The organism is Formosa haliotis, from assembly GCF_001685485.1.
Classification (GTDB): domain Bacteria; phylum Bacteroidota; class Bacteroidia; order Flavobacteriales; family Flavobacteriaceae; genus Formosa; species Formosa haliotis.
This window is the reverse complement of record NZ_BDEL01000001.1, coordinates 1-25,782: the sequence shown is the minus strand read 5'-3', so window position 1 is coordinate 25,782 and position 25,782 is coordinate 1. Positions and strand designations below refer to the sequence as shown.

The 25,782-nt window shown below is 33.9% G+C and carries 24 protein-coding genes and 3 pseudogenes; 11 read left to right on the top strand and 16 right to left on the bottom strand.

Annotated elements, in window-relative coordinates:
- Nucleotides 1-20 precede the first annotated feature (20 nt).
- Both A9D35_RS00130 and A9D35_RS00125 read right to left on the bottom strand, forming a co-directional pair.
- Nucleotides 21-1,391, bottom strand: a complete 1,371-nt coding sequence (locus A9D35_RS00130; protein ID WP_066217588.1) for a GH1 family beta-glucosidase — start codon at nucleotides 1,389-1,391, stop codon at nucleotides 21-23.
- Nucleotides 1,388-2,767, bottom strand: coding sequence for an alanine/glycine:cation symporter family protein (locus A9D35_RS00125; RefSeq protein ID WP_066217585.1), 1,380 nt, complete (start codon nucleotides 2,765-2,767; stop codon nucleotides 1,388-1,390). Before A9D35_RS00125 ends, A9D35_RS00130 begins: the two co-directional genes overlap by 4 nt.
- Before the next feature lie 189 nt (nucleotides 2,768-2,956).
- On the opposite strand from A9D35_RS00125, the gene A9D35_RS19000 reads away from it, so the two are divergent.
- Nucleotides 2,957-3,625, top strand: coding sequence for a heparan-alpha-glucosaminide N-acetyltransferase domain-containing protein (locus A9D35_RS19000; protein WP_235817821.1), 669 nt, complete (start codon nucleotides 2,957-2,959; stop codon nucleotides 3,623-3,625).
- Nucleotides 3,604-4,074: a hypothetical protein gene (locus tag A9D35_RS18995; RefSeq protein WP_369692192.1), complete on the top strand. Its 471-nt coding sequence runs from the start codon at nucleotides 3,604-3,606 to the stop codon at nucleotides 4,072-4,074. The genes A9D35_RS19000 and A9D35_RS18995 overlap by 22 nt, the downstream gene beginning before the upstream one ends.
- On the opposite strand, the gene A9D35_RS00115 is transcribed toward A9D35_RS18995, so the two are convergent.
- From A9D35_RS00115 to A9D35_RS00100, 4 genes are all read right to left on the bottom strand, one after another.
- Entirely contained in the window at nucleotides 4,060-5,007 is a 948-nt protein-coding gene (locus tag A9D35_RS00115; protein ID WP_066217582.1) for a phosphoribosylaminoimidazolesuccinocarboxamide synthase, read from the bottom strand. The two genes, A9D35_RS18995 and A9D35_RS00115, sit on opposite strands and share 15 nt — an antisense overlap.
- 120 nt (nucleotides 5,008-5,127) lie before the next feature.
- Nucleotides 5,128-5,811, bottom strand: a complete 684-nt coding sequence (locus tag A9D35_RS00110) for a 2'-5' RNA ligase family protein (RefSeq protein WP_066217580.1) — start codon at nucleotides 5,809-5,811, stop codon at nucleotides 5,128-5,130.
- Between the two features lie 24 nt (nucleotides 5,812-5,835).
- Nucleotides 5,836-6,351, bottom strand: coding sequence for a c-type cytochrome (locus A9D35_RS00105; RefSeq protein WP_066217579.1), 516 nt, complete (start codon nucleotides 6,349-6,351; stop codon nucleotides 5,836-5,838).
- A 668-nt stretch (nucleotides 6,352-7,019) separates the two neighbouring features.
- Nucleotides 7,020-7,973 (bottom strand): PhoH family protein, encoded by a 954-nt coding sequence (locus tag A9D35_RS00100; RefSeq protein ID WP_066217576.1) that lies wholly within the window; start codon nucleotides 7,971-7,973, stop codon nucleotides 7,020-7,022.
- A 111-nt stretch (nucleotides 7,974-8,084) separates the two neighbouring features.
- On the opposite strand from A9D35_RS00100, the gene A9D35_RS00095 reads away from it, so the two are divergent.
- The 6 genes from A9D35_RS00095 to dnaN all read left to right on the top strand — a co-directional run bounded on the left by A9D35_RS00095 (nucleotide 8,085) and on the right by dnaN (nucleotide 13,322).
- Nucleotides 8,085-8,921: an SAM hydrolase/SAM-dependent halogenase family protein gene (locus A9D35_RS00095; protein WP_066217573.1), complete on the top strand. Its 837-nt coding sequence runs from the start codon at nucleotides 8,085-8,087 to the stop codon at nucleotides 8,919-8,921.
- A 4-nt stretch (nucleotides 8,922-8,925) separates the two neighbouring features.
- Nucleotides 8,926-9,222 (top strand): putative quinol monooxygenase, encoded by a 297-nt coding sequence (locus A9D35_RS00090; RefSeq protein ID WP_066217571.1) that lies wholly within the window; start codon nucleotides 8,926-8,928, stop codon nucleotides 9,220-9,222.
- 51 nt (nucleotides 9,223-9,273) lie between these two features.
- The gene (gldF, locus tag A9D35_RS00085; RefSeq protein WP_066217566.1) at nucleotides 9,274-9,975 is read left to right on the top strand and encodes a gliding motility-associated ABC transporter permease subunit GldF; all 702 of its coding nucleotides are present in this window, start codon (nucleotides 9,274-9,276) and stop codon (nucleotides 9,973-9,975) included.
- Between the two features lie 2 nt (nucleotides 9,976-9,977).
- A complete protein-coding gene (locus tag A9D35_RS00080; RefSeq protein WP_066217563.1) occupies nucleotides 9,978-10,466 on the top strand; it encodes a hypothetical protein in 489 nt (162 codons plus the stop codon).
- The gene (gene gldG / locus A9D35_RS00075; protein WP_066217558.1) at nucleotides 10,459-12,126 is read left to right on the top strand and encodes a gliding motility-associated ABC transporter substrate-binding protein GldG; all 1,668 of its coding nucleotides are present in this window, start codon (nucleotides 10,459-10,461) and stop codon (nucleotides 12,124-12,126) included. The genes A9D35_RS00080 and gldG overlap by 8 nt, the downstream gene beginning before the upstream one ends.
- A 77-nt stretch (nucleotides 12,127-12,203) precedes the next feature.
- A complete protein-coding gene (gene dnaN, locus A9D35_RS00070; RefSeq protein WP_066217556.1) occupies nucleotides 12,204-13,322 on the top strand; it encodes a DNA polymerase III subunit beta in 1,119 nt (372 codons plus the stop codon).
- Nucleotides 13,323-13,377: 55 nt separating this feature from the next.
- Here the strand turns inward: dnaN and A9D35_RS00065 are convergent, their stop codons facing one another.
- Nucleotides 13,378-13,836 (bottom strand): Lrp/AsnC family transcriptional regulator, encoded by a 459-nt coding sequence (locus tag A9D35_RS00065; RefSeq protein WP_066225648.1) that lies wholly within the window; start codon nucleotides 13,834-13,836, stop codon nucleotides 13,378-13,380.
- 152 nt (nucleotides 13,837-13,988) lie between these two features.
- On the opposite strand from A9D35_RS00065, the gene A9D35_RS00060 reads away from it, so the two are divergent.
- The gene (locus A9D35_RS00060) at nucleotides 13,989-15,122 is read left to right on the top strand and encodes a histidine decarboxylase (RefSeq protein WP_066217552.1); all 1,134 of its coding nucleotides are present in this window, start codon (nucleotides 13,989-13,991) and stop codon (nucleotides 15,120-15,122) included.
- A 141-nt stretch (nucleotides 15,123-15,263) separates the two neighbouring features.
- On the opposite strand, the gene A9D35_RS00055 is transcribed toward A9D35_RS00060, so the two are convergent.
- The 4 genes and pseudogenes from A9D35_RS00055 to A9D35_RS00040 all read right to left on the bottom strand — a co-directional run bounded on the left by A9D35_RS00055 (nucleotide 15,264) and on the right by A9D35_RS00040 (nucleotide 18,281).
- Complete coding sequence (locus A9D35_RS00055) at nucleotides 15,264-16,808, bottom strand: IS1182 family transposase (protein ID WP_066217549.1); 1,545 nt, start codon at nucleotides 16,806-16,808, stop codon at nucleotides 15,264-15,266.
- A 98-nt stretch (nucleotides 16,809-16,906) separates the two neighbouring features.
- Entirely contained in the window at nucleotides 16,907-17,245 is a 339-nt protein-coding gene (locus A9D35_RS00050; protein WP_066217542.1) for a DUF4870 domain-containing protein, read from the bottom strand.
- Nucleotides 17,246-17,309: 64 nt separating this feature from the next.
- Nucleotides 17,310-17,723 (bottom strand): YeeE/YedE family protein, encoded by a 414-nt coding sequence (locus A9D35_RS00045; protein ID WP_066217539.1) that lies wholly within the window; start codon nucleotides 17,721-17,723, stop codon nucleotides 17,310-17,312.
- Between the two features lie 4 nt (nucleotides 17,724-17,727).
- Nucleotides 17,728-18,281 (bottom strand): annotated as a pseudogene (locus A9D35_RS00040) (YeeE/YedE family protein).
- A 195-nt stretch (nucleotides 18,282-18,476) separates the two neighbouring features.
- Between A9D35_RS00040 and A9D35_RS00035 the strand changes: the two are divergent.
- Nucleotides 18,477-19,820, top strand: a complete 1,344-nt coding sequence (locus tag A9D35_RS00035; RefSeq protein WP_066217537.1) for a serine hydrolase domain-containing protein — start codon at nucleotides 18,477-18,479, stop codon at nucleotides 19,818-19,820.
- Nucleotides 19,821-19,874: 54 nt separating this feature from the next.
- Here A9D35_RS00035 and ribH read toward each other — a convergent pair.
- Both ribH and A9D35_RS00025 read right to left on the bottom strand, forming a co-directional pair.
- Nucleotides 19,875-20,359: pseudogene (ribH, locus tag A9D35_RS00030) on the bottom strand (6,7-dimethyl-8-ribityllumazine synthase).
- Nucleotide 20,360: 1 nt separating this feature from the next.
- Nucleotides 20,361-21,149 carry a tetratricopeptide repeat protein gene (locus A9D35_RS00025; protein ID WP_066217535.1) on the bottom strand — a complete coding sequence of 263 codons (789 nt, stop codon included), beginning with the start codon at nucleotides 21,147-21,149 and terminating at the stop codon, nucleotides 20,361-20,363.
- 130 nt (nucleotides 21,150-21,279) lie between these two features.
- Between A9D35_RS00025 and recF the strand changes: the two are divergent.
- Nucleotides 21,280-22,355, top strand: a pseudogene (gene recF / locus A9D35_RS00020) (DNA replication/repair protein RecF).
- A gap of 1,781 nt (nucleotides 22,356-24,136) precedes the next feature.
- Here recF and A9D35_RS00015 read toward each other — a convergent pair.
- The 3 genes from A9D35_RS00015 to A9D35_RS00005 all read right to left on the bottom strand — a co-directional run bounded on the left by A9D35_RS00015 (nucleotide 24,137) and on the right by A9D35_RS00005 (nucleotide 25,394).
- Nucleotides 24,137-24,667, bottom strand: coding sequence for a hypothetical protein (locus A9D35_RS00015; protein ID WP_066217534.1), 531 nt, complete (start codon nucleotides 24,665-24,667; stop codon nucleotides 24,137-24,139).
- A 68-nt stretch (nucleotides 24,668-24,735) separates the two neighbouring features.
- Entirely contained in the window at nucleotides 24,736-25,041 is a 306-nt protein-coding gene (locus A9D35_RS00010) for a patatin-like phospholipase family protein (RefSeq protein ID WP_141675445.1), read from the bottom strand.
- A complete protein-coding gene (locus A9D35_RS00005) occupies nucleotides 25,026-25,394 on the bottom strand; it encodes a patatin-like phospholipase family protein (protein ID WP_066217528.1) in 369 nt (122 codons plus the stop codon). The genes A9D35_RS00010 and A9D35_RS00005 overlap by 16 nt, the downstream gene beginning before the upstream one ends.
- Between the last annotated feature and the right edge of the window lie 388 nt (nucleotides 25,395-25,782).

Sequence of the window (25,782 nt, the reverse complement as noted above, 5' to 3'; positions counted from 1 at the left end):
TCGAAAAATATCAAGTCGTGTTAAGGCTGCGATTCTAGAAATAATTTAAGCCATTTTGAAGATGCTTTTGGTGTACGCTCTAAAGTTTCAAAATTCACATAGTGTATACCAAAGCGTTTACTATAGCCAGAAGCCCATTCAAAATTATCTAATAAAGACCAACAGAAATATCCTTTTAATTGCACGCCATTATTTATTGCAATTGCACATTCTTCTAGATAATTCTTAAAAAAAGCAATACGTTTTATATCGTGAACTTCGCCATTTTCTAAAACATCATCGTAAGCACAACCATTTTCTGTAATAATGATGTCTGGAAAATCGTAACGATTAGAAATCCATTCTAGAAGTTTTCTACAACCCCATGGCACAACGGCCCATTTCATGGCTGTAAGTTCCCAACTCGGATCTAAAGTTAAATTCACATTTTGATCTTCAGATAAACCACCATTTCCGTACACCGAAATTTGTTCCAAATCTTTAGCCTCTGAAGCTAACATGGTTGTATAATGATTTAACCCAAAAAAATCTGAGCTTCCTCTAAGCATCTTGCGTTCTTCAATGGTAAATTCAGGTAGCCTAGCTCCCAGCCTATCTACCATAGATTGCGGATAGCTTCCAAAATAGACGGGATCGGCGAACCAGGACAAGAAAAATTCTAAAGCACGTTGAGCAGCTTCTTTATCTTCTTTTTTATTAGTTAAAGGCTCTCGCCAATCGCAATTATTTGTAATTCCTATTTTTCCTTGTTGAGATTTTTGAAACAGATTGCGATATAATTTTACTGTTTTTGCATGGGCAATTAGCAAGTGGTGCCCTACCAAATAAGGTTCTGAATTAGATATTTTTCCGGGCGCAAAAACCCCTTGTCCGTAACCCAAAATAGAAACAACCCAAGGTTCATTAAATGTAATCCAATGTTTTACCCGGTTTCCAAAACGCTCAAAACACAGTTTAGCATACTTAACAAACAAATCTGTGACCTCTTTATTTAACCAACCATTTAATTCGTTGTGTATGGCTAATGGTAAATCCCAATGATATAAAGTTACCCAAGGTTCAATATCGTTCTGTATGAGTTCATCAATTAATTCTGAATAAAACTGCACTCCTTTTTCATTTATTTCTCCCTGTCCTTGAGGAAAAATTCGAGACCACGAAATAGAAAACCGATAGGCTTTTAATCCCATCGTTTTCATTAAGGCGACATCTTGTTTCATCTTATTATAATGGTCGCACGCTATATTCCCAGTATGATTATTATAAACATTATTTGGTTCGTGACAAAAGGCATCCCAAATTGATGGTCCACGCCCATCGGTATTCCAAGCCCCTTCTATTTGATAAGCCGAGGTTGCAGTACCCCAAATAAATGCCTTTGGAAATTTCATACGTTATTATTCTTTAGTGTTAAAAAATATGTTTTAACCCGTGCCATTACTCGAGGTGCCATAATTAAGGTAGACACCATGGTAGGAATTGCCATTAACGCGAAAAAACCGTCAATTAAATTTATCATCATACTTAAGGAAGTGGTCGCTCCTAAAATAATACTTGCTATATAGATGTAATTATAAAGGTGTTTTTTGTCTGCCCCAAAAAGAAAGGACATACATTTTGTACCGTAATAAGAATAAGAAAATAGAGACGATATGCTAAACACAAAAATACAAATCAGCAATAAATACTTTCCCAAGACTGGCATGGCATGTCCAAAAGCCGTTGCCGTTAAACTCACGCCATTCGCATCAGAGGTTTGCCATACTCCAGTAACTAAAATGGCCAGCGCGGTAAGAGTACAAACTAATAAAGTATCTATAGCTGGACCTAACATAGCTACTAAACCTTCACGAATAGGCTCGGCTGTTTTTGCAGCGCCATGAGCCATAGGGGCCGTTCCAATTCCTGCTTCGTTAGAAAATGCAGCTCTACGAATTCCTAATAGAATTAAACCTCCTAAAGCGCCTCCCAAAAAGGTATCGCCTTTAAAATTTTGTGCTGTAAATGCATTTGAAAAAATCATTCCGAAATATTTAGGCACTTCTTCTATATTAACAGCGAGAATAAACAAAACCAATACAAAATATAGTCCAACCATAGCGGGAACCAATTTTGATGCTGTTTTACTAATTCTATCTAAGCCGCCTAAAATTACCAGGCTTGTAATCGAGACTAAAACCAGACCTATAATAAGGTTAGAGGTTAAACTAACCTCAACATGGTTGGGCACCAACAAAATATCGTTTATAGCCTGTGTTAATTGATTTACATTAAAAATGGGTAAAGCACCAACCAAACCGCAAACACTAAACATTACTGCTAGTGGTTTCCAGGTTTTACCCAAACCTTCTGTTATAAAATACATGGGCCCTCCTTGTAATTTACCTTCACTATCTTTCCCACGGTACATAATCGCTAATGCCGAGGTGAAAAATTTAGTGGCCATCCCAATAATGGCACTCACCCACATCCAAAATACAGCTCCTGGTCCGCCAATGGCTATAGCTACGGCTACACCTGCAATATTCCCCATTCCTACTGTAGCTGAAAGCGCTGTTGTGAGGGCTTGAAAATGTGAGATTTCTCCCGGATCGTTGGGGTTGTCGTAGGTTCCTCGTAAAACTTGAATGGCATGCCATAAGAAGCGAAATGGTAGAAATCTTGAATAAATCAACAGATATAATCCACCTCCTATTAATAGTATTAATAAGGGTAATCCCCATACAAAGGAGGCAAATTCAGAAATAAAATGATCTAATAGTTTCATAAGCTATACAACGGGTTAAATATATTCCATTTCAATATTAAACCTTTAGCGTATATATTCAAAACCCTATCCTTTTTAATCAAATCGATTAATTTCTTTTTCACACCACCTAACTCCTGTAAAATTTATGGTCTAGAAATAAGAAATATAAAATTGTTGTACTTTTACACCTGTTTTATTACATCTCTTTTGAAAAACAATAGATTATACTTTCTAGATGCCGTAAGGGCCTTTGCTATTTTAATGATGCTTCAAGGGCATTTTATTGATGGTTTACTGAACCCTGTTTATAAATCTACGGCGTATACTGCGTTTAATATTTGGTCTGAACTAAGAGGAAATACTGCCCCTTTATTTTTTACAATAACGGGCTTGGTGATCATGTATATTTTACAAACCGCCCAAGCAAAAGGTAAAGCATCGTTTAGAATACACAAAAGTTTAAAACGAGGTCTCTCCTTAATTGTAATAGGCTATGCCTTAAGAATTCCATTTTTTCATTGGTTAAACGGGCATTTTAATAGTTACTTTTTAATTATAGATGTGCTTCAAATTATAGGTGTCTCCCTTTTACTTTTAACCGGATTATTTTACGTTTTAAAATCAAAAACCACTTTATTATCTATAGTTTTGACTGTAGTAGGAACGCTTATATTTATATCGGAACCGCTATATAGAAATTTAACATTACCTCAAATTCCAGATGTATTTGTAAACTATCTCACTAAAGAAAACGGATCTGTATTTACAATTTTTCCTTGGTTTGGTTATGTCGCGTACGGTGCTGTTTTAGGTAACATTTTTTTAAATACCAAGCTAAAACCAATTTTAAACAAATTGCGATTGGTTCGTTTTTAATAGGAGGCTTTTTTCTTCAATTTTTATCATCGCCTACCCTAAGCATGCTTAGTGAAATCACGAACATTCAGCTCTTACAACGGGCTGCAGATTACAATTACTTATTTTCTAGATTAGGAGCAGTAGGTATAACCTTTGGCGTGTTTTATGCTTTAGAATCCTATTTAAAACACAAGGTAATTTCAAAAATAGGAAACAACACCCTTTCTATTTATGTGGTACATTTTATAATACTGTATGGCAGTTTTACCGGTATCGGGCTCTACGCCTATTACAATAAGGCTTTAGAACCGTGGACGGCAATAATTGGTGCTCTGTTTTTTATGATTAGCGTGTGTGTTATTGTACTGCTTGAAGAAAAAACAAAAGCCTTCCTGTATGATGCTACTAGAAAGGCTTTAAATTTTATAGGAAATACTGGTATTAAATCGCGATTAAACAGACGCTAAATACGCTTCTACATTTGTTTTAATACGGTCTTCAATGTTTGAAACATCTGCCTTTACAAATGGTTCGCCCATAATATTTTCATATAATTCTATATAGCGCTCACTAACCGTGTCAATATATTCATCGCTCATAACTGGTAATTCTTGGCCTTCTAAACCTTGAAATCCATGAGATATTAACCACTGACGAACAAATTCTTTAGATAATTGCTTTTGTGGCTCTCCTTTTTCTTGACGCTCTTGGTAACCGTCTTTATAAAAATATCGAGAAGAATCCGGGGTGTGGATCTCATCAATCAATACTATTTTTCCATCTTTCGTTTTACCAAATTCATATTTTGTATCGACTAAAATCAATCCTCGTTCTGCTGCAATTTCAGTTCCACGAGCAAATAATTTTCGCGTATAATCTTCAAGAATTAGATAATCTTCTTCAGAAACAATTCCCTTTTTAATAATATCTTCCCTAGAAATATCCTCGTCATGGTCTCCCATTTCGGCTTTCGTTGCAGGTGTAATTATGGGCTCTGGAAACTTATCGTTTTCTTTCATCCCTTCTGGCATGGCCACACCACAAAGTAATCGTTTACCAGCTTTGTATTCTCGTGCTGCATGTCCAGACATATAACCACGAATTACCATTTCTACTTTAAAAGGCTCGCATAAATGACCAACTGCAACATTAGGGTCTGGCGTAGCAATCAACCAATTTGGAACCAAATCTTCTGTTTGCGCCATAAATTTTGTAGCAATCTGATTTAAAATCTGACCTTTATAAGGAATTCCTTTTGGCATTACAACATCGAAGGCACTTAATCGATCTGTGGCAATCATTACCAATAAATCGTCATTAATTGTATAAACGGCTCTAACTTTTCCTTTATAAACACTTTGTTGTCCTGGAAAATTGAAATTAGTATCTGTAATTGTCATGGTTTGAAAAATTGCATCTTTACAACATGATGATGCTTTAATTAGTAATATAAATAAAGGGTAAAAGTAAACAATAATTCACAAAATGCTTTATTGGATATTTAAATTGAGAAAATATTTTTATTCCAAATTAAACCGGTGCAAACATTTTACACGGTCTTCCCGCTGATACCAATCGTTATACACGAGTTCTAAACCCTGTACTTTAAAACTACCAAAATCAAAATGTCTATACGCTTCTATAACATTTAAAAATTCATTTTTGTGTTGCAAGGTATTCGTAAAACGCACTACAGTTGAGTGAGCCGTTTGTACGGCATACCGAATATCTATAGACTGCTCTAGAGCAGTGTTTTTAAAATGAAATCTGAGGCGATCTCGAATTAGGTTAAGGGTATCTGTTTCTAAAAACCCTTGAATCATTACACAAGAAGGCGATGCTGTAATACCTTTAAATTGAATACGAAATGCAGGCATATCCTTCAGGCTTGTTTCAATAACTTGGATATAATCTTCTACAGAAATCTGATCTAATTGAAATCCGTTATAACACGATATTATTGACAGTACGGTAATATGAATATCGGAATTTGGGTAATAATATTGATTGGCATCTACTGCTTTTATTTCTGATAAAAATTTTTGAATTTGTTGCTTTACAGCTTCCGGTGGTCGGATTAATAACGTAATTCCTAAACGCTTATCGTGTTGGGAGTGCAAAAGATCATCAACAACATAGGCATCTTGTTTTATTTGCAGAATAGCTTCATAATACATGGCATTATATTGTGCTTTTAATTCCATTTAAACCGTCAACCTTCCTTTAAATTATTTTTCTTGAAGTGCACCATCTTTTTTATTGACTTGATCTAAATCGTTTTGTCTCATAAACTCAAGAATAGATCTTGCCTCTTCAATGGTAACATTTTGATTAGGCATGCGTGTAACACATTCTTCAAGTTGAATTTTTGCTAATCTATCTTTTTCCAGCATTTCTTCGGTATTGGTAATCATATTCATGATCCACTCTGGTTGTCTAGTATTGGTTATACCTTCCCAACCTGGGCCCACAAGACGTTGATCGGTTAATTTATGACAGGAAGCACATTTCATTTGGAAAAGCAATTTGCCTTTTTTAACCTTTTCTGGGTCTAGAGAATCTGCTAATTCAATTTCTTTTATAGGGCCAATTCCTTTCGATGGTGATCGGCTTGGCTTTTCTCTTAACACTTGAGGGTGAACAAATTCTGATTCACTTTCTTTTTTAGTTCCATCAACACAACTTACTAGCAAAAAGAGGGTTAGCAGCATAAAAGCTACGCATGAAACACTGGGAGTTTTCATAAAGGTTAATTTTCTAATACCGTATTGGCATTATTTCATATTCTTAGTTTGGCTGCGCTAAAGATACTTCATTTCACTTTTTTAAAACAAATAAAAAGACATTTTAAGTAATGGAATTCTAAAAACAATAAGTATAACTAGATTGATTAGAAAAATTTCTTACTTTTAAATTCTATTCAGGCAGGTATTTCTTTAGATTTAAGTTTTTGCCGATGAAATCCATACGAAGGGTAAATAACTAACTTATAATATGAAAAGAGAATTAACAAGAAAAGAGGTTTACAGTATAGTGATCATGCTTATCTCATTTATTTTAACAACACTAATACTTTCTGATTGGGACCATTTTAAAGCTGGTTTACTAGGATTATAAACATTCAACAGAAATTCTATTTAAATAAAAAACCTTTCTCGCTTCTTAATTATAAAGATCGTTTCTTCTGTCTGTTTATGGATTGTTGTTTCTTGCCTTATTATTGAAAAAGAACATGAAAATATAACGAGTATAATTGCTGCCCTAATAATAATCGCTGGGTTTTCTTAGTAGGTTATTAAAGACAGAAAATCGATCTCGAAAAACTAAATTTTTTTATAGCTTTTAAAAGCTATAAAAAACACATGAGATTATAAAACCTCATGTGTATTATATCTAAAAAATCAAACTATATCTACTCTTGATTTTCTATACTTTTATAAGCTTCTATCACCTTTTTAACCAATTTATGGCGAATAACATCTTTATCGTCTAAATAAATCATGCCAACTCCCTCTACATTTCTTAATATTAACAAGGCTTCCTTTAATCCAGATGTAGTACGTCTTGGTAAATCTACTTGACCAGGGTCTCCCGTAAGTAAGAATTTAGCATTTTTACCCATACGTGTTAAAAACATCTTCATTTGGGCATGTGTTGTGTTTTGACCTTCATCTAAAATAACAAAAGCATTATCAAGAGTACGACCACGCATAAAGGCCAAAGGAGCTATTTGAATGGTTCCGTTTTCTATATACAAAGCTAATTTTTCAGGAGCAATCATATCCCGTAAGGCATCGTAAAGTGGTTGCATATACGGATCTAATTTTTCCTTTAAATCACCTGGCAAAAACCCTAAATTTTCTCCAGCTTCTACAGCTGGTCGCGTTAAAATAATACGTTTAACTTCTTTGTTTTTCAAAGCCTGTACCGCTAAAGCAACCCCAGTATAAGTTTTACCCGTACCTGCCGGACCAATGGCAAAAACCATATCGTTTTTCCTCATACTTTCAACCAATTTTCTTTGGTTGGCCGTTTGGGCGCGAATCAACTTTCCGTTTACCCCATGAACAATAACTTCGCCACTTTGCTTAGAAGTGGTATAATCGTCGCTACTCTGACTAGTTAGCACGCGCTCAATCGTATTTTCGTCTAGCTTATTATATTTTCCGAAGTGATTTAGCAACATGGTTAATCGCCTGTCGAACTCTTCTAAGAGATCTTCTTCGCCATAGGCTTTAATTTTATTTCCGCGAGCAACAATTTTTAATTTGGGAAAATATTTTTTAAGTAGTTCAATATTTACGTTTTGTGCTCCAAAAAACTCCTTAGGAGTTATCTCTTCAAGTTCTATAATTATTTCGTTCAAAAGCAGGTAGATTTAATTAAATATATCAGTTAAGTTTTATTAGTTTTGTGCTTCTAACAAACTTAATGAAATTTATTTCAGATATGTGAAAAACATATCAACAATTCACGTATGGCTATAATAACTTTAACAACAGATTTTGGTGAAAAAGACCACTTCGCTGGGGCAATTAAAGGCGCTATCTATAGTGAATTACCAGATGTTAGAATTGTTGATATCTCGCATTCTGTGTCTCCATTTAGCATCTCTGAAGCGGCATATATCATTCAAAATGCATACACAAGTTTCCCAAAAGGTTCCATACATATTATAGGCATTGATGCCGAAATTAATCCGGAAAACACACATATAGCCGTACTGTTAGATGGCCATTATTTTATTTGTGCGAACAACGGAATAATGAGTATGATTTGTGCCGAAATTAATCCGGAAAAAATTGTCGAAATTAATATTCACAATAAAATTCAAACGAGTTTTCCAGTACTAGATGTGTTTGTAAAAGTGGCTTGCCATATTGCTCGTGGCGGGACGCTTGATGTTATTGGAAAAACTATAGAGCATATAAAACCGATTCAAAATTTAAGACCTTATATTAACGACGATCAAAATCAAATTATAGGGAGCATCATTTATATTGATAATTACGGGAATGTGATTACCAATATTAAACGAAAGTTTTTCGAGAATATTCAAAAAGGACGTACTTATAAAATTTCTGCTAGAAATCATTCGTTTAATACCATATATAATAAATATAGCGATGTGGTCGATTTTTCAAAACCTGTTTCCGACCGCCAAGCAGAAGGAAAAGGTTTAGTGGTTTTTAACTCTTCTAATTATTTAGAAATTGCGATTTACAAAAGTAACACCACGACAGTGGGAGGCGCATCTACATTAATGGGATTAACCTTAATGGACACGATAACCGTTAACTTTTTAAAAGACTAGTGGTATGTTTGTACGTATAGTAAAAATGAGTTTTGAGCCTTCTAAAGTTGATGAATTTTTAAGTTTGTTCGATTCAAAAAAAGAACTGATTAGAAATTTTGAAGGCTGTAACTTTTTAGAATTGTATCGCGACAAACAAAACGACTCTATATTTTTCACCTATAGTTATTGGGACGAAGAACAGCATTTAGAACACTATAGACAATCTGATTTATTTAAGGATCTTTGGTCTAAAACAAAACAATTATTTAACCATAAACCTGAAGCTTGGAGTGTAGATAAAATGGTAAGTTTACCGTAAAATAACGCACAAAACAACTTCAAATTATAACAAAAAAAGAATGTTTGCCATATTAAAAAAGAAATTAATTCATTTTTCGCCTCACCTATTGGCTACTTGGTTATTGCCTTATTTTTATTGTTAAACGGATTATTTTTATGGTTTTTTAAAGGAGACTTCAACATTTTAGATAATGGTTTTGCAGACCTGTCTTCATTTTTCCTTTTAGCACCTTGGATTTTAATGTTCTTAATTCCCGCAGTGACCATGCGTAGCTTTGCTGACGAAAAAAAACAAGGTACTTTAGAGTTATTGTTAACAAAACCGGTAACCCGATTACAAATTGTTTTAGGAAAATATTTTGGAGCCTTTATACTTATTCTTATTGCCTTATTACCCACTTTATTATATGTATTTACAGTTTATAAACTAGGAAGCCCTGAAGGTAACTTAGATTTAGGAAGTACTTTAGGATCTTATTTTGGTTTACTATTTTTAGTAGCCGCTTACACCGCAATGGGGGTATTTGCCTCTACCCTTTCAGACAATCAAATCGTAACTTTTATAATTGCCGTATTTTTATGTTTCTTTTTTTATATTGGTTTTGAAGGCATTGCAGATGCTTTATCGAGTAATTTTATAGATACTTTGGGTATGAGTTTTCATTTTAAAAGTATGAGTCGTGGCGTTTTAGACACACGGGATATCGTTTATTTTTTAAGTGTTTCAACATTATTTATCGCCTTAACCCAATTCAATATTAATAATAAGTAAGCATGATATTCACAGTGCCTTTTATTATCATAATTAGTTTGCTTTTTGTCCTTGTTTTTTTGTTTGCAAGAACCATAGACAAGCGCATTTGGGTGTCCCTTATAATTAGTATTGTACTTACACCGGTTCTTTATTTTTATGTGCTTTATCCGTTAATAAATATCTTTAGCGATTATCATCATGAAAAACATTTTGAAGCGAAAGCCTGGAAAAAAACACCGGCATATCGCTACGAAATGGCTTACGATTTAGAACATTCTAAACTCCTTTTAGGAAAAAGCAAATCGGAAATAACGACTCTACTGGGCAAACCGGAATGGTTTAGCTGGAACGATGCTATAAAAGCTAACGATACAAATTTTTGGAATTATAATTTAGGAATCAAACCTGGAGCATTCAATAAAACTCAAGAATGTATTAAAATTACTTTCGAGAATAATGTTGCAAAAGGCATAGAACACTATCAATTAGAACAACAATTTAATGAGTAAAAATCTTAAATATATACTAGTATTAGTCTTGGGGCTTATCGCGTTGAATTTTATTGGAAACACCGTGTATAAGCGTTTCGATTTAACACAAGACCAACGCTACACCTTAAGTGAAGCCACAAAACAAATAGTGGCAGATGCGAATTCTCCCATACTTATAGATGTATTTTTAGAAGGCGAAGGGTTTCCTTCAGAATTTAGAAGACTTCAATCGGAAACGAAGCAACTTTTAGAAGAATTTTATGCACAAAACAGCAATATTAAATTCAATTTTATAAATCCGCTAGAAGACGAAACCAATCGAGATTTAGTTATTCAACAATTAAACAATCGTGGCTTAACACCAATGCAACTTACCGTTCAGGAGCAAGGTAAAAGCAGCCAAGAAATTATTTTTCCTTGGGCCTTGGCTAGCTACAACGATGTTACGGTAAAAATTCCGTTAGTTAAAAACAAATTAGGAGCTTCACAACAGGAACTTGTTACTAATTCTGTTCAGCATTTAGAATACGCCTTTGCAGATGGTATTAGTAAGTTAGTATACGGAAAAAGTAAAAAAATTGCCATTTTAAAAGGGAATGGAGAGCTAGAAGATCAATACCTCGCCGACTTTTTAACAACCCTTCGCGATTACTATTTTATTGCGCCTTTTACTTTAGATAGTGTAGCGAATAAACCAGAGCAAACGCTTAATAAATTAAATGCTTACGATTTAATTATAGCCGCAAAACCTACCGAAGCCTTTACTGAAGAAGAAAAATTAGTGCTAGATCAATATACCATGAATGGCGGAAAAAGCCTTTGGCTCATAGATGCTGTTGCTATGGAAAAAGACAGTCTATACAATGCCTCTGGACGCGCTATTGCTTTGCCTAGAGATTTAAACCTTACCGATTTATTCTTTAAATACGGTGTTCGTGTTAACCCTTTTTTAATAAGTACTCCGTACTCGGCCCCCATTACTTTGGCCATGGGAGAAGGTAGTAATTCTCAATTTCAAAATGTACGTTGGCCCTATTCACCTCTAGTAAATACAAGTAACACGCATCCCATCGTAAACAATGTAAATATTATTAAATTCGATTTTGCTAGTCCGATAGATACCTTAAAAAACAATCTTAAAAAGACCATTCTTTTGGAAAGTGCTAAACTGACAAAGCTTGAAGGCGCACCCAAAGAGATTAGTTTAGATGTGGTAACCCAAGAACCCGACCCTAAATCATTCAACAAAGGGAGTCAGCCGCTTGCAGTTTTAATTGAAGGCGAATTTACTTCGGCTTATAAAAACCGAATTAAACCCTTTAAAATGGCTTCTAATAAAGAGCTAAGTACAGCTACTAAAATGATTGTTATTGCAGATGGCGATCTCATTAAAAATGATGTTATCAAGAATGTTCCGCAAGAATTAGGATTCGATCGATGGACGGGGCAGCTTTTCGGAAATAAAGAATTCTTATTAAATTCTGTAAATTACCTCTTAGAGGATAACGGACTTATAAACATTCGGTCTAAAGAAATTACCGTTCCTTTTCTTGATCAAGAAAAAATCGCGACGTCTAAATTAAGCTGGCAACTCCTTAATACATTGATACCTTTGGCCTTATTGGCTGGTTTCGGATTTGTATTTAATTACATCAGAAAGAAGAAGTATGGCGCCTAAATGTTAATAAGTTTGTTTCTTATTTAATGCTTTTAAAGATATATTTGTAATTATTAAAATAAACTCTTTAGATACAGATGAAATTTATAGTATCAAGCACCTATTTATTAAAGCAATTACAAGTTCTAGGAGGCGTAATTAATAGTTCGAACACTTTACCTATTTTAGACAATTTTCTTTTTGAACTGAGCCATTCTGAACTTACAGTTTCGGCTAGCGATTTAGAAACAACCATGTCTGCAAAGCTTGAAGTTGAAAGCGATAGTGATGGTAGTGTGGCTATTCCGGCGCGTTTACTTTTAGATACTTTAAAAACTTTTCCAGAACAACCCTTAACGTTTATTATTGAAGATAATAACACCATAGAAATTAGTTCTAATCACGGTAAATATGCCTTGGCCTATGCTAACGGAAATGAATTTCCTAAAGCTGTATCTTTAGACAATCCAAGTACAACCACTATTGTAGGCGATATTTTAGCCACTGCTATTAGCAAAACTATATTTGCGGCTGGAAACGATGATTTACGTCCGGTAATGAGTGGGGTATTTTTTCAATTCTCTACAGAAGGCCTAACCTTTGTTGCTACAGATGCTCATAAACTAGTAAAATATACACGAGCCGATGTTTCTGCCACAGAAGTTGCCGAATTCATTATGCCAAAAAAACCTTTAAATTTATTAAAAGGAATTTTAGCGGGAAGTGAAGATGATGTTATTGTAGAATACAACGATTCTAACGCAAAATTCACATTTGATAATGTAGAATTAATTTGTCGTTTAATTGATGGAAAGTATCCTAATTACGAGGCTGTAATTCCTAAAGAGAATCCAAATAAACTTACCATTGCTAGAAACCAGTTTTTAAGCTCTGTAAAACGTGTTAGTATTTTCTCGAACAAAACCACACACCAAATCCGTTTAAAAATTGCAGGTGCAGAATTAAATATTTCTGCAGAAGATATAGATTACAGCAACAAGGCTGAAGAGCGTTTAACATGTGACTATCAGGGTGACGATATGCAAATCGGATTCAACTCTCGCTTTTTAACCGAAATGCTAAACAACTTAAATTCAGACGACGTTCAACTTGAAATGAGTTTACCTAATCGTGCTGGAATTTTAACCCCTATCGATGGTTTAGATGAAGGCGAACAAGTTACTATGCTTGTTATGCCGGTTATGCTAAATAGTTAGATATAACTCATATCACGATATAAAAAGTCATGTAGACTCCATAACCAAATGGAATTTACATGACTTTATTTTTTCCGTCCTTTATGTTCTTTATCACAAACGAACTTTGAATATTCGACACTATACTCATTTTAGAGATTCGCTTTAAAATAAACTCTTGATATTCGTTCATATCTTTCAATAGAATTTTTAATAGCACGTCGTAGGTTCCTGCAATATAATTCGCCTCCACAACATCTTCTAAAGTATTAATATAAGCTTCAAAATTCCGAAAAGGTTCATCTTGGTGTGTGGTTAAGGTTACTTGGCAATACACGGCCAAAGTTTTCCCTAATTTACTATAATCTACCACGGCAGTATAACCATTAATTATGCCCGATGCCTCCAACTTTTTAATGCGTTCGTGAACGGGAGTTATAGACAAGCTCACTCCTTCGGCAAGTTGTTTTATACTCTGTTTACTATCTTTTTGCAGGGCTTCAATCAGCTTAAAATCGATGGTATCTAACTTCATATTGGTAAGAATTTCTAAAACATTAATATATAACTTCAACAAAAGTAATATATTCTTTATAAATACAATTTAAAAGTATAATTTTTCAAACATTTCAAAAAATACAAAATAAATCAATTAAATAATATCTTTGCAGAAGAAATATTTAAGACATGAACACAACAGAAATAAAAGCAGTTTACGACAGAATTAAAGCAAATTCTGAATCATTTTTAGGCTATCCTGTAGCTAAAGATTTTTCTTATAGCGATTATGCCCCATTTTTAGATATCTGCATTAATAATGTTGGAGATCCTGAAAGTCCTTCTACATTCGCTATCGATACTAAAGATATCGAACGTCAATGCATCGCATTCTTTGCAGAAATGTTATCGAGTAGCATGAAAGATGTTTGGGGGTATGTTACAAATGGTGGTACAGAAGGTAATTTATACGCCTTATATTTAGCACGAGAGAGTTTCCCAAATGCTATGGTGTATTATAGCGAAAGCACACACTATAGTGTAAAAAAGAATTTACATTTATTAAATATTCCTAACATCGTAATCCGATCTCAAGACAATGGCGAAATGGATTATGAAGATTTAGAGCAAACCGTAGCCTTACGTCGTGATAAACCAGCCATTTTCTTTTTGAACATTGGTACAACCATGACGGAAGCTGTAGATAAAATATCGGAAATTAAACGCATCATTAAAAAATATGCCATTAAAGATTATTTCATTCATTGCGATGCTGCTTTTTTAGGAACAATTGCTCCTTATATCGATCCGAAACCTAAATTTGATTTTGCCGAAGGAATAGACAGTATAGCTATTTCTGGACATAAATTTATGGGAAGTCCTATTCCATGCGGTGCCGTATTAGTAAAGCGTAAGCACAGAGATAGAATTGCAAATTCGGTGTCGTATGTTGGCACTATGGATACTACTATTACAGGTTCTAGAAACGGATTAACCCCTCTATTTATTTGGGATTTCATCCAAAAGCACGGACATGAAGGATTAAAAGATCGTGTTAAAGCCTCTCAAGAAATTGCAGCCTACACCGAACATAAATTAAACGGGTTAGGTATTAAGGCCTGGAGAAATAACGAAGGATTAACTGTTGTTTTACCTAAACCTAGCGAACGTATTTGTAAAAAATATCAGTTAGCATCGCAAGATGATATCGCACACATTATTTGTATTCCTGGAATAACGTTTAAGCAAATAGATGCTTTTCTTGAAGATTTAAAAACAGAATTATTTGAAATACCAACAGAATTTGAAGCTGTAATAGCTTAGTTTAATATTGAATTAGTCCAAAAAAAGAGGTCGTCTAAAAACCAATTAGGCGACCTTTTATTTTTTGAACATTTTGGGTTTAATCAGGATTTTCTTTTTTACTTAGTAATTCGAGTCTAGTTAAAAATAGGCACTGTGATTTTATATGGCTAAACTCACTTTTTTAAGGTTATGTGCCATTGCAATAAGTCCTATTTCGGTAATTACTTTATCAAGTCCTCTTAACATAAACCTTTTGAAGTTCATATTGTGTTTAATATTACCAAAAACAGCTTCAACATCCCAGCAACGCTGTTTTCTATGAGCAACTCCTTCTGGGCTTAATAATTTTTGTTTGGCTTTTGCTTTGAGTCTAACCAATTTGTGATTCCTCTCTATAATGCGGTTGTATTTTGATTGATGACAGAGACTCCGGAGCTGGCATCCGAAGCAATTCTTAGCCTGATATCTATCGATTTTTTGTTCATATCCTGTAGCTGTTTGTCTTATGTAGCTACCAATATTTTCCATAGGTTGTCCCATAGGACAGTAATACGTATCTGTATTATGGTTATAAAAAAGTTTATCTGCTGCAAATGGATTTTTAGTCTTACCTCGTTTCTCATCTAACTGTTCTTTATGGAAGTAATTGTACTTAACAAAAGCTTCGATATTCTGATCTTCCAGATAGGTGTAATTTTCATCACTACCATAACCTGCATCTGCTGTTAAGGCTTGTGGAGCTTTGCCATATCCCTTAATAAAATCTTCTGTATGCTCTATAAGTGTGGTGGTATCTGCCGTAGTTTGTGCAAGGGTGTAATTGGTAATAAACTGATTGTTGGTAGATGCTTGCAAATTATATCCTGGTTTGAGCTGTCCATTTAGCATATGGTCTTCTTTCATTTTCATAAAAGTAGCATCAGGATCTGTCTTGCTCATTGAGTTGCGACTCCCCATGTGCTGCTGGTAGGTATTATATTTTGCTATATTCCCAGGCCAGTTCTTTTTGGCATAGTTAAGCTTTTGCTTCACTTTTTTATCAATCTCTTTTCCTTGGAGTGCTTGATTAATTTTATCTATGGTTTGGGAGACTTGCTCAGGATTTATCGCTTTAAAATTATCTGGCTCGTTAGGCTTTTGTTCTTCTTCTGCATATACCGTCTCTACATAACGCCATAGTTCTTTGAGTTGTTTTTCAATACGTGAGCGTGAGGTTTTAATGCTTTTGCCCCATACAAAAGTATAGCGATTAGCATTGGCTTCTATTTTGGTGCCATCAACATAAATATCTTTTAAACTCAAGTAACCTTCCTTAGCAAGGAGAATAACAACTTGATTAAATATCTTTTTAAAATTCCCTTTGAGTTTTCCTGAACGAAAATTACTGATGGTATTATGATCGGGTTGGATACAACCACTAAGCCACATAAAATGAACGTTTTCTCCCAAGGCTTGTTCTATTTTGCGAGAAGAATATAAATTACGAAGATAGGCGTAGATTAAAATTTTGAGTAAATCTCTTGGGTGATAGCTAGAAGTACCACCTCCTTTATAGGTGTTTTCTATAGAACGAATGTCTATCTGATTTAAAATACTATTTACAATACGCACAGGGTGATGTTCTGGAACAAAATCATCATAACTCGGAGGAAGAAGACTCAATTGTGTCTGACTATTGGTCTTCCATACAATGTTGCTTTTCATACTTTTAAAATACGAAAAACTGAACTTTTGATAAAATCTAAACCAAAAAAAGAGGCTGCCTTTTTAGACAACCTCTTTCCATTTTATCTACTAAATTTTTAACTAATAAAATTGAAAGATAAAGGATATCGTGGTGTTTCACCATTACTTACTTTTATAGCATTAATAACAGGAAAAATTACGCTTACAAGTCCTAAAACAAGAAAGCCTAAAAGTCCTAAACCAAACACTAAAATTAATGGCACACATATAATACAGTAAACAATTAAGCTTATTTGAAAGTTTATAATCTTCTTCCCTTCTTCATCCATACCAAAAACGCGTTCTTTTTGTGTAACCCATAAAATTAACGGAATTAATAAACTTCCAAATCCAGTAATTAAGGTAACTAACTGACTTAAATGTGTAATGACTAAAAGCTGTTTATCTTGTCTCATGATTGTTTTGATTTTGATTGATACTTATAAGACGATAAACTTATAAAATTGTTACACAACTTTTTTAATGTGGTAATTTATCTCTTAAAAGTCCGTATACAAAAGTCCCTAAAACCGCCGATATCAAGACAATTAACACCGGTAAAAAACCTGCTCCTATTAGCACAAATATTGGTCCCGGGCAAGCTCCTGCCAATGCCCAACCTAATCCGAAAATGATGCCACCAAACAAGTATCTGTAAACCGATTTATCTTTATCTTCAATAGTTATGGCTTGTCCATCAAAAGTCTTTATATGGAAACGTTTTATAAGTTGTATAAAAATAATTCCAAACACTAAAGCCGTTCCTATAATCCCGTACATATGAAACGATTCAAATCGAAACATCTCGTAAATACGAAACCAAGATGCCGCTTCAGATTTGTACATCACCACACCAAAAATCAATCCTAATAATATATATATAATTTTTTTCATCTTCTTAAAATATTAAAGGGAATAACACGTGAACCATAAACAAACCACCAATAAAGAAACCTATTACCGCAATTAAAGATGGTAATTGCAAATTACTTAAGCCTGAAATCGCATGACCAGAAGTACAACCTCCTGCATAACGAGCTCCAAACCCAATTAAAAAACCACCTACAATTAAAATGGCCCATGTTTTTACATTAGACAAGGCTGCTATAGAAAATAATTCGTTTGGTAAATAGGCATTTTCAGAAGATATATTTAAATCCTGAAGCGCTAATTGAGTAGATTCATTAATATGTGGCATGGCTCCATGAGACAAATAATGCGCGGCTAGATACCCTCCTAAAATGGTACCCACCACAATAAATAAATTCCAACTGTCTTTTTTCCAATCGTAATTAAAAACGAACTGACTTTACCGCCGCCACACATACTACAAAAAGCACGTAAGTTAGAAGACATGCCAAAACGTTTTCCTAAAAGCAGCAATAAAAACATAAAAAGTGCAATTAGAAAGCCAGAAACAAACCATGACCAAGGTTGATAAATAATTTCCATAAATAATATTTAATTAATTAAAACTTAGCAAAACCCTCTAGCTCTGTAAGTCGAGACAAATATATGCCGAAGTTAATCGTTCAACTGTAACTTAAGTTACTTCTATTTAAATTAAAAAATTCGGGAATATTTTTTTAATGATGAAGACAAACCCAATAAATCTTTTAAATTGCTTTCCTATTCAAATTAGAATTCATGAGAAAATTCCTAAAATTATTCGGTCTTTTATTAGTTGTACTTTTAACCGTTGCTATATATTTAAATTATCCGAAGTTAAATTTTATAACAGGATTTGCGTCTAAAAGTGTATGCTCTTGTACCTTTTTAGCCGATAGAAGTTTAGCATCTATCGAGGCTCAAGACAACGATTTTTCTCCTATCGATTTAGCTACAAACAAAATAGATTTTGAAAACAAATCGGTAACTTCTACGGTCTTCGGACTTAAAGCGAGGACCGCCGTTTTCAAACCTGGATTGGGCTGTATTTTAATTCCTGAAGGGGCAGATCCGGCTGCTTTAACTGTAAAACCAAACCGGGATATAACACCAAAACCACTAGCTTTTCCGTATGGCGATTTACCACAAAAGGACACTATTTTTTCAAATATAAATTATGACGTTTTAAACCAAGCTGTCACAGATGCTTTCGATTCTGGTAACGACAGAATAAAAGGGTCTCGTGCTGTTTTAGTGGTTTATAAAGATCATATTATTGCCGAAAAATATTCGAAAGACTTCAATAAGGACACCAAAATTTTAGGTTGGTCTATGACCAAAAGTATAACAAGTGCAATTGTTGGAGTGTTAGAAAAACAAGGACGTGTAAACCGAAATCAATCGCATTTATTTGAATCTTGGGAAGGTGATAAACGTGCAGATATTACATTAAACAATTTGTTGCAAATGAATAGCGGTTTGGCTTGGGAAGAAGATTATAATAACATTTCCGATGTCACAAAAATGTTATTTCTAAGAGCAGATATGCCAAAGATTCCTCGAGAAAAGAATCTAGAAGGCATACCAAATAATAGCTGGAACTACTCGTCTGGAACCACGAACCTAATTTCAGGATTTATTCGAGATCAATTTAAAACCGATCAAGATTATTTAGATTTTTGGTATACCGAATTAATAGATAAAATAGGAATGCATTCTATGACCATAGAAACCGATTTGAAAGGTCATTTTGTAGGGTCGTCTTACGGTTGGGCTACAGCCAGAGATTGGAGTAAATTTGGACTACTCTATTTACACAACGGTAATTGGAACGGCGAGCAAATTTTAACTAAAGACTGGGTAGATTACACAAAAACACCAACAAACACATCGGACGGGATTTACGGTGCTCAATTTTGGTTAAATGCTGGTGGACGCTATCCAGATGTTCCCAAAGATTTATTTTCTTGCAATGGGTATCAAGGGCAGCAAGTAAGCATAATCCCATCTAAAGATGTGGTTATAGTGCGCTTTGGGCTGATAGAAGACCCTATATTTAGTTTCAACGATTTTCTTTCTGGAATACTCGCTGCTATAAACTAAAAAACTCCCAACCAAGGTTGAGAGTTTTAAGTATATAAAGTAATTTAAATCTGTTTAAGCATTACTACGTAAATCGGCCATTTTAATAGCTGCTATGGCAGCTTCCGTACCTTTATTTCCGTGGATTCCGCCTGAACGATCTATAGACTGTTGCATATTATTATCGGTTAAAACACAGAAAATAACCGGAACATCGTGTATTACGTTTAAGTCTTTTATTCCTTGTGTTACACCTTCGCAAACAAATCGAAATGCTTAGTTTCACCTTGAATAACACAGCCAATTGCAATTACTGCATCAACCAACTGTTCTTGCATTTTTTTACTCCCGTAAATCAATTCAAAACTCCCAGGAACATTCCAACGTTTAATATTACTAGGCTCTACACCTTGTTCTAATAGGGTGTTGTATGCGCCTTCAAAAAGCCCTTCAGTAACGGTATCATTCCATTCAGAAACAACAATCCCAAACCGAAAGTTGCTCGCGTTTGGGATTGTAGTTTTATCGTAATCAGATAAATTTTTATTTGCTGTTGCCATATTACTTGCTTGCTAAAACTTGAGCTTTACCAATAAATACATCTACAGTAGCAGCTTCAGTTGATGACGGATATTCGTTTTTAATGGTTTCAAAATATCCAAGAGCATCTTTAGCCTTTCCTAATTCTAAAGAAATTAATCCTGCTTTGTTCAAGTACATTGGCGTGGTAAATTCGTTTTCACGAATATCGGCAGCCTGTCTGTAATAATCTAAAGCATCATCTAATTGGTTTAACTGTACAAATGCATCTCCAATAGCGCCTTTTGCTAAAGGTGCTAAAGCTTGATCTTCGCTTTTAAAATCGCTTAAATGATCGATGGCTTTTTTATAATCTTTTAAATTTAAATACGCCATTCCAGCATAATACTGAGCTAAGTTAGCTGCAGGCGTTCCACCGTGCTCATTAATAATATCTAACATCCCGTATTTACCTTCACCACCATTTAATGCTAAAGTATATAAAGAATCTTTTTCTGTACCGTTAACGGCCTCGTTAAAATATATTTTAGCTTGAGACATATCGTTCATCGCTTCGCTCTCTTTTGGTTGTGCCACAAACTCGTTGTACCCCAAATATCCAAGAACTAAAGCTGCTACTACACCTATAATTACAAAAATATATTTTTGATTACTAGCTACCCAGTCTTCTGTTTTAGAAGCCGTTTCGTCTAACGTATTAAAAACTTCTGCTGTAGTTGAGTTTTCTTCAACATTATCAAAATTCTCAATATCGTTATCTATTTCTGCTTTTGTGGTAGGTTTGTAACCTCTCTTTTTATAAGTTGCCATATATTCTATTAATTAATCCGCGCAAAAATAAAATTTTTCTGCTGAAATAAAAGGTTATTTATTTGTTATTTTCAATAATTTGCGAGACTTACAGATAGTGTCCTACAAATAAAACTATATTATTTTTTTTATGATCCTAAAATCCTTATATCTAATAAATTACAAAAATTTTGAAACTGAATCTTTTGAGTTCGATGACAAAATTAATTGTTTTGTTGGTCAAAATGGAGTAGGAAAAACCAACATATTAGACGCTATTTATCATTTATCCTTCGGAAAAAGTTATTTTAACCCTGTTGCATCTCAAAATATTAGACATAATGAAGATTTTTTCGTTGTTCATGGTGATTTTGAAAAGCATGAGCATCCCGAAAAAATTATTGTTAGTTTAAAAAGTGGGCAAAAAAAAGTAATTAAACGTAACGGAAAATCTTACGAAAAATTTAGCGATCATATTGGATTTATTCCTTTGGTAATTATTTCGCCAGCAGATCGCGATCTTATAATTGAAGGTAGTGAAACACGTCGGAAATTTATGGATAGTGTTATTTCACAAAGTGATAAAACCTATTTAAACGATTTAATAAATTATAACAAAACGGTTACTCAGCGTAATGCACTCTTAAAATATTTTGCCTTAAACCACACCTTTAACAAAGATACACTGGAGGTTTACAACGAACAATTAAACGTTTTAGGAACGTCTATTTTCGAAAAAAGAAAAGCCTTCTTAGAAACCTTTATTCCTATTTTTAAAGCACGCCATAAAATAATTAGTAACAACCAAGAACCGGTAGATTTAAATTATAAAAGCGATTTATTTGATGGTGAATTAAAACAGCTTTTAGAACAAAATTTAGCAAAAGATCGAGCTGTGCAATACACCTCTACAGGGATACATAAAGACGATTTGCTATTTGAAATTGATGGCCATCCCATTAAAAATTTGGAAGTCAGGGACAACAAAAGTCCTTTTTAATCGCTTTAAAATTAGCTCAATTCGATTTTATAAAGGAATTAAGCGGCGTAAATCCCATTTTATTATTAGATGATATATTTGACAAATTGGACGAACAACGCGTAGGGCAAATTATAAAACTAGTAGACGACTCCAATTTCGGTCAGTTATTTATTAGTGACACGCATGCCGACCGTACCGAAAATGCTATTAAACAAGTACATCAAACCTATCAAATTTTAATATAGGAGCCTAAAATCTAGTCTTATGAAACATATTTTGTAATTTTAAGTCTTATCCTTTTAAGCAGTTGTTCGCATACACAACAAATAGACACCTCGAATATAAACGGGTATTGGGAAATTGAGGAAGTAATTCTTCCCGATGGCACATCTCATGTTTATAAAATAAATGAAACGGTAGATTACTTTCGATTAACGACAGTTTGTTGGGTTACAGACAAAAAATGAAAACCGATGCCGATAACAATTATACCCCGGTTACTAAAAAGGAAAACATTAAATTAATTACAGAAAACGACAGTTTAAAAATACAGTACAAAACTCCTTTGCGGAATGGAAAGAAACTATATTAGAATTAAATTCTAACCGTTTAAAAGTCGTTAACAAACATCAAAACGTATATATTTACAAACGATATATCCCTTTAAACTTATAATCATGGCCAAACGTAGCAACGACCATTTAAGCATTTCTGATGTGTTAAAAGAATTTGTAGAAACCATAAATTAGAACGTGGTTTAGACAAGTGAATGTGCGCGATGCCTGGGCCGCCCTCATGGGAAATGGTGTAACAACTACACTACTGCTATAGTTTAGAACGCGAACGCTTATGTACAACTAAGTTCTAGTGTTTACGAGAAGAATAGTTATGGGAAAGAAAAATAATAAAAATGCTTAATGAAGAATTAGGCAAGGAAGTTATAAAAAATTGATTTAAGATAAGTAAGTACAACTTCCTTAACTCAAGTTAATAGTGCTTAAATAGGTAAAAACCCAAACTTTTAAACTATCTTCCTATTGGGATTCCTACACCAAAAAACACACGAAATTATTAGTTCCATTACCCAAGTAAATCTAAATCTATTGGACCTATTAAAGAATTGTACGATAATTTTGTTCCAAAAGAACTAGGCTACTAGTATCTACATTATCTTGCCACTCTCCGATGCGTAAAGGCATCCTTAATATAATCGTTAAATCCTCCAAACCTACCGAAGCTAGATCTGCATGGGTGTAATATAAATTTTACTTAAAACTTCATATTGCAGCGCTAATCTTCCGCTGATAAATTGACTGACAGGCAATTCATCCCTCTAATAATCCATAAAACACAAAGTCATCTTTCTAGGCCGTCTTAAATTACCTCCTAGATAATAATTGGCACCATAACCATATCTTCATAAGAAAGACGTCTCCTTGTAAATTATCTAAAAAGGTAAATCCTACATTGGACCCTAAATTAAAGTGAATTTAGTCTTTAAACGATTTTACATATTCGTAGTTAAGTCGCAATTCGTAAACCCATTTACATGCCCTCTGCGTTCTCATTAATATCATGGTCTATATAATTTACACTAACATTATTGGTTAATGCACGCCCTAATCTAACCTCTAAATCCATTCCTTTGTAGGGTAAAACACTTCATTTAAAGTGTTATAAACTACTGTCCATAAACTCAAAGGTTGTAAACCTATAGTTTACCAGTTAAGCACATTGCTAACAATCTCTGGATCGGCATCGGGTTTAAGGATAGTATGCTGATAATCTAAACCAAAACCAGCGTAACTTTTTAGGGTATGTATATTCTATTAATTTCGTTATCAATTGAAAATATCTATAATCCATTTCCGTCGGCAGATCTCCCCTAACAATAACGTCTTGATCTAGTTTTGACCAAACATTTCTGACCTAAACCACCAGTCTTTTTCTCCAAATATCTTTGGTATTGTATCTTGAATTTAGGCTGCTCGCAATGTCTGCATTCACTAAAAACCTGATGAGGATCCTACAATATTTCTTCCGGGTAATTTAATAATAAACCAACCCCTCTATAATTATCGAAATGAGCGGCTAATTTAACTTGGTTATTCGCCTTCTCTACACCAACTATTTCCATACCTAATTTATCTCCGTTTATAATCGGATTTGTAGAAATAGCATTAAATAAATTTGTTCCTAAAATTCTGTTTATATGATTCTTGGCCTCCTCTATGGTATATTTTTTCTTCGGTTCTAATCCCGAACGTGTTGTTACTAATCGTAAATTATTCTTACTAAAACCTTTATAAACAATAGTGTCTAACTCTACATATTTAGGAACCTCTGGCATTTTAGGCTTAAGTTGCTTAAACGGTTTTAACTTTTCGGCTAATTCAATAAACTTATCATTGTTAGCTTCAACCGCTTTTTTACCCTCTTCATAAATTATATTACTCTTGTCAAAATCGCCTGGTGTATAGGTTAAGTTCGGAACATGATCTAATAAAATATTACACTCTTTTTTATGTTCTTCTGCCACGACATTACTAGATAACATCCCAGTTTGAAACAATAAAGTTTCAAATTCCCTAATTTTTCTTTGGGCTGGAGTCCGCCCCCACTTCACTACCAATTAAAATCGGCTCCCATCTCTTTTGCTACATCTACAGGAAAATTATTTAAAACCCCTCCATCTACAAGCAATGTGTTTTTATAGTCTACAGGTTTAAAAACCCCAGGAATAGACATACTGGCACGCATGGCCGTCACCAACGATCCGTGATCTAGAACCACTTGTTTTCCATTAACAATATCGGTAGCCATTGCTCTAAACGGAATTGGAAAATCGTCAAAATTATTAAGGTTATAAACCGGAAATGTGAGTACTGTAAAAAACTCTCTTAAGTTTTGATCGTTTAATATGGCCAACACAGGTTTTGGCTTTTATCGACCACCTCGAAACCTATATTATATCGTCCGAATTCACTTTTCTCTTCGTTACTTACACTGTTTATAGAAACTTTTCCACTAAATAAAGACTTCCAATCTGTTGTACGAGAAATTTCGGCTATTTGATCGCCTGTATATCCTATAGAATACAAGGCTCCAACTATACTCCCCATACTGGTTCCAACAATTAAATCGGGAACAATCCCTAAGGAGTCTAATTTTTGAAGAGTTGGTATATGTGCTATCCCTAAAGCGCCTCCTCCACTTAATACTAAAGCAACTTTTGGTTTTCTTCTTCTTGTGCATAAGTACACATGGGAAGTATAGCAAGACATAATAAAAAAAATGAACGAAATAGGTTACACATTTGAAAAATAGAAATTGATTGAATACTTAAATCTCAATGATTTGGCAGCCACAAATATATGCAATTTATAATATTGACTATTATTGAATACTGTAAACACATTATAAAACTTATGCCTGGATTTATCCGAAAATTATTACTCTTACCTACACCTTTTTATATCTGAAACATTTAATCTCTAAAACAGAAAAGATCTTCATTTTAAAAGCAGAACAAAAAAATTTAATTTAATCGTCCTGTTTTATGCATAACAAAAAGAACGATAATCGGGATAGACAGTAAACCAATCATTAACAAGTCGGTTTGAAAGGGATGGTCTTAAAATAAGCGTGTAACAAATCCGCCTATGGCACCAC

Bases quoted from the DNA above. Each gene is read 5' to 3' on its own strand.
- A9D35_RS00115 (WP_066217582.1), bottom strand. From the start codon at position 5,007: ATGACAATTACAGATACTAATTTCAATTTTCCAGGACAACAAAGTGTT.
- gldG (WP_066217558.1), top strand. From the start codon at position 10,459: ATGAGTAAAAATCTTAAATATATACTAGTATTAGTCTTGGGGCTTATC.
- A9D35_RS00110 (WP_066217580.1), bottom strand. From the start codon at position 5,811: ATGGAATTAAAAGCACAATATAATGCCATGTATTATGAAGCTATTCTG.
- A9D35_RS00065 (WP_066225648.1), bottom strand. From the start codon at position 13,836: ATGAAGTTAGATACCATCGATTTTAAGCTGATTGAAGCCCTGCAAAAA.
- A9D35_RS00090 (WP_066217571.1), top strand. From the start codon at position 8,926: ATGTTTGTACGTATAGTAAAAATGAGTTTTGAGCCTTCTAAAGTTGAT.
- dnaN (WP_066217556.1), top strand. From the start codon at position 12,204: ATGAAATTTATAGTATCAAGCACCTATTTATTAAAGCAATTACAAGTT.
- A9D35_RS00045 (WP_066217539.1), bottom strand. From the start codon at position 17,723: ATGAAAAAAATTATATATATATTATTAGGATTGATTTTTGGTGTGGTG.
- A9D35_RS00050 (WP_066217542.1), bottom strand. From the start codon at position 17,245: ATGAGACAAGATAAACAGCTTTTAGTCATTACACATTTAAGTCAGTTA.
- A9D35_RS00105 (WP_066217579.1), bottom strand. From the start codon at position 6,351: ATGAAAACTCCCAGTGTTTCATGCGTAGCTTTTATGCTGCTAACCCTC.
- A9D35_RS00125 (WP_066217585.1), bottom strand. From the start codon at position 2,767: ATGAAACTATTAGATCATTTTATTTCTGAATTTGCCTCCTTTGTATGG.
- A9D35_RS00095 (WP_066217573.1), top strand. From the start codon at position 8,085: ATGGCTATAATAACTTTAACAACAGATTTTGGTGAAAAAGACCACTTC.
- A9D35_RS00130 (WP_066217588.1), bottom strand. From the start codon at position 1,391: ATGAAATTTCCAAAGGCATTTATTTGGGGTACTGCAACCTCGGCTTAT.
- A9D35_RS00060 (WP_066217552.1), top strand. From the start codon at position 13,989: ATGAACACAACAGAAATAAAAGCAGTTTACGACAGAATTAAAGCAAAT.
- A9D35_RS00005 (WP_066217528.1), bottom strand. From the start codon at position 25,394: ATGTCTTGCTATACTTCCCATGTGTACTTATGCACAAGAAGAAGAAAA.
- A9D35_RS00025 (WP_066217535.1), bottom strand. From the start codon at position 21,149: ATGGCAACTTATAAAAAGAGAGGTTACAAACCTACCACAAAAGCAGAA.
- A9D35_RS00055 (WP_066217549.1), bottom strand. From the start codon at position 16,808: ATGAAAAGCAACATTGTATGGAAGACCAATAGTCAGACACAATTGAGT.
- A9D35_RS00035 (WP_066217537.1), top strand. From the start codon at position 18,477: ATGAGAAAATTCCTAAAATTATTCGGTCTTTTATTAGTTGTACTTTTA.
- A9D35_RS00080 (WP_066217563.1), top strand. From the start codon at position 9,978: ATGATATTCACAGTGCCTTTTATTATCATAATTAGTTTGCTTTTTGTC.
- A9D35_RS00015 (WP_066217534.1), bottom strand. From the start codon at position 24,667: ATGTTATCTAGTAATGTCGTGGCAGAAGAACATAAAAAAGAGTGTAAT.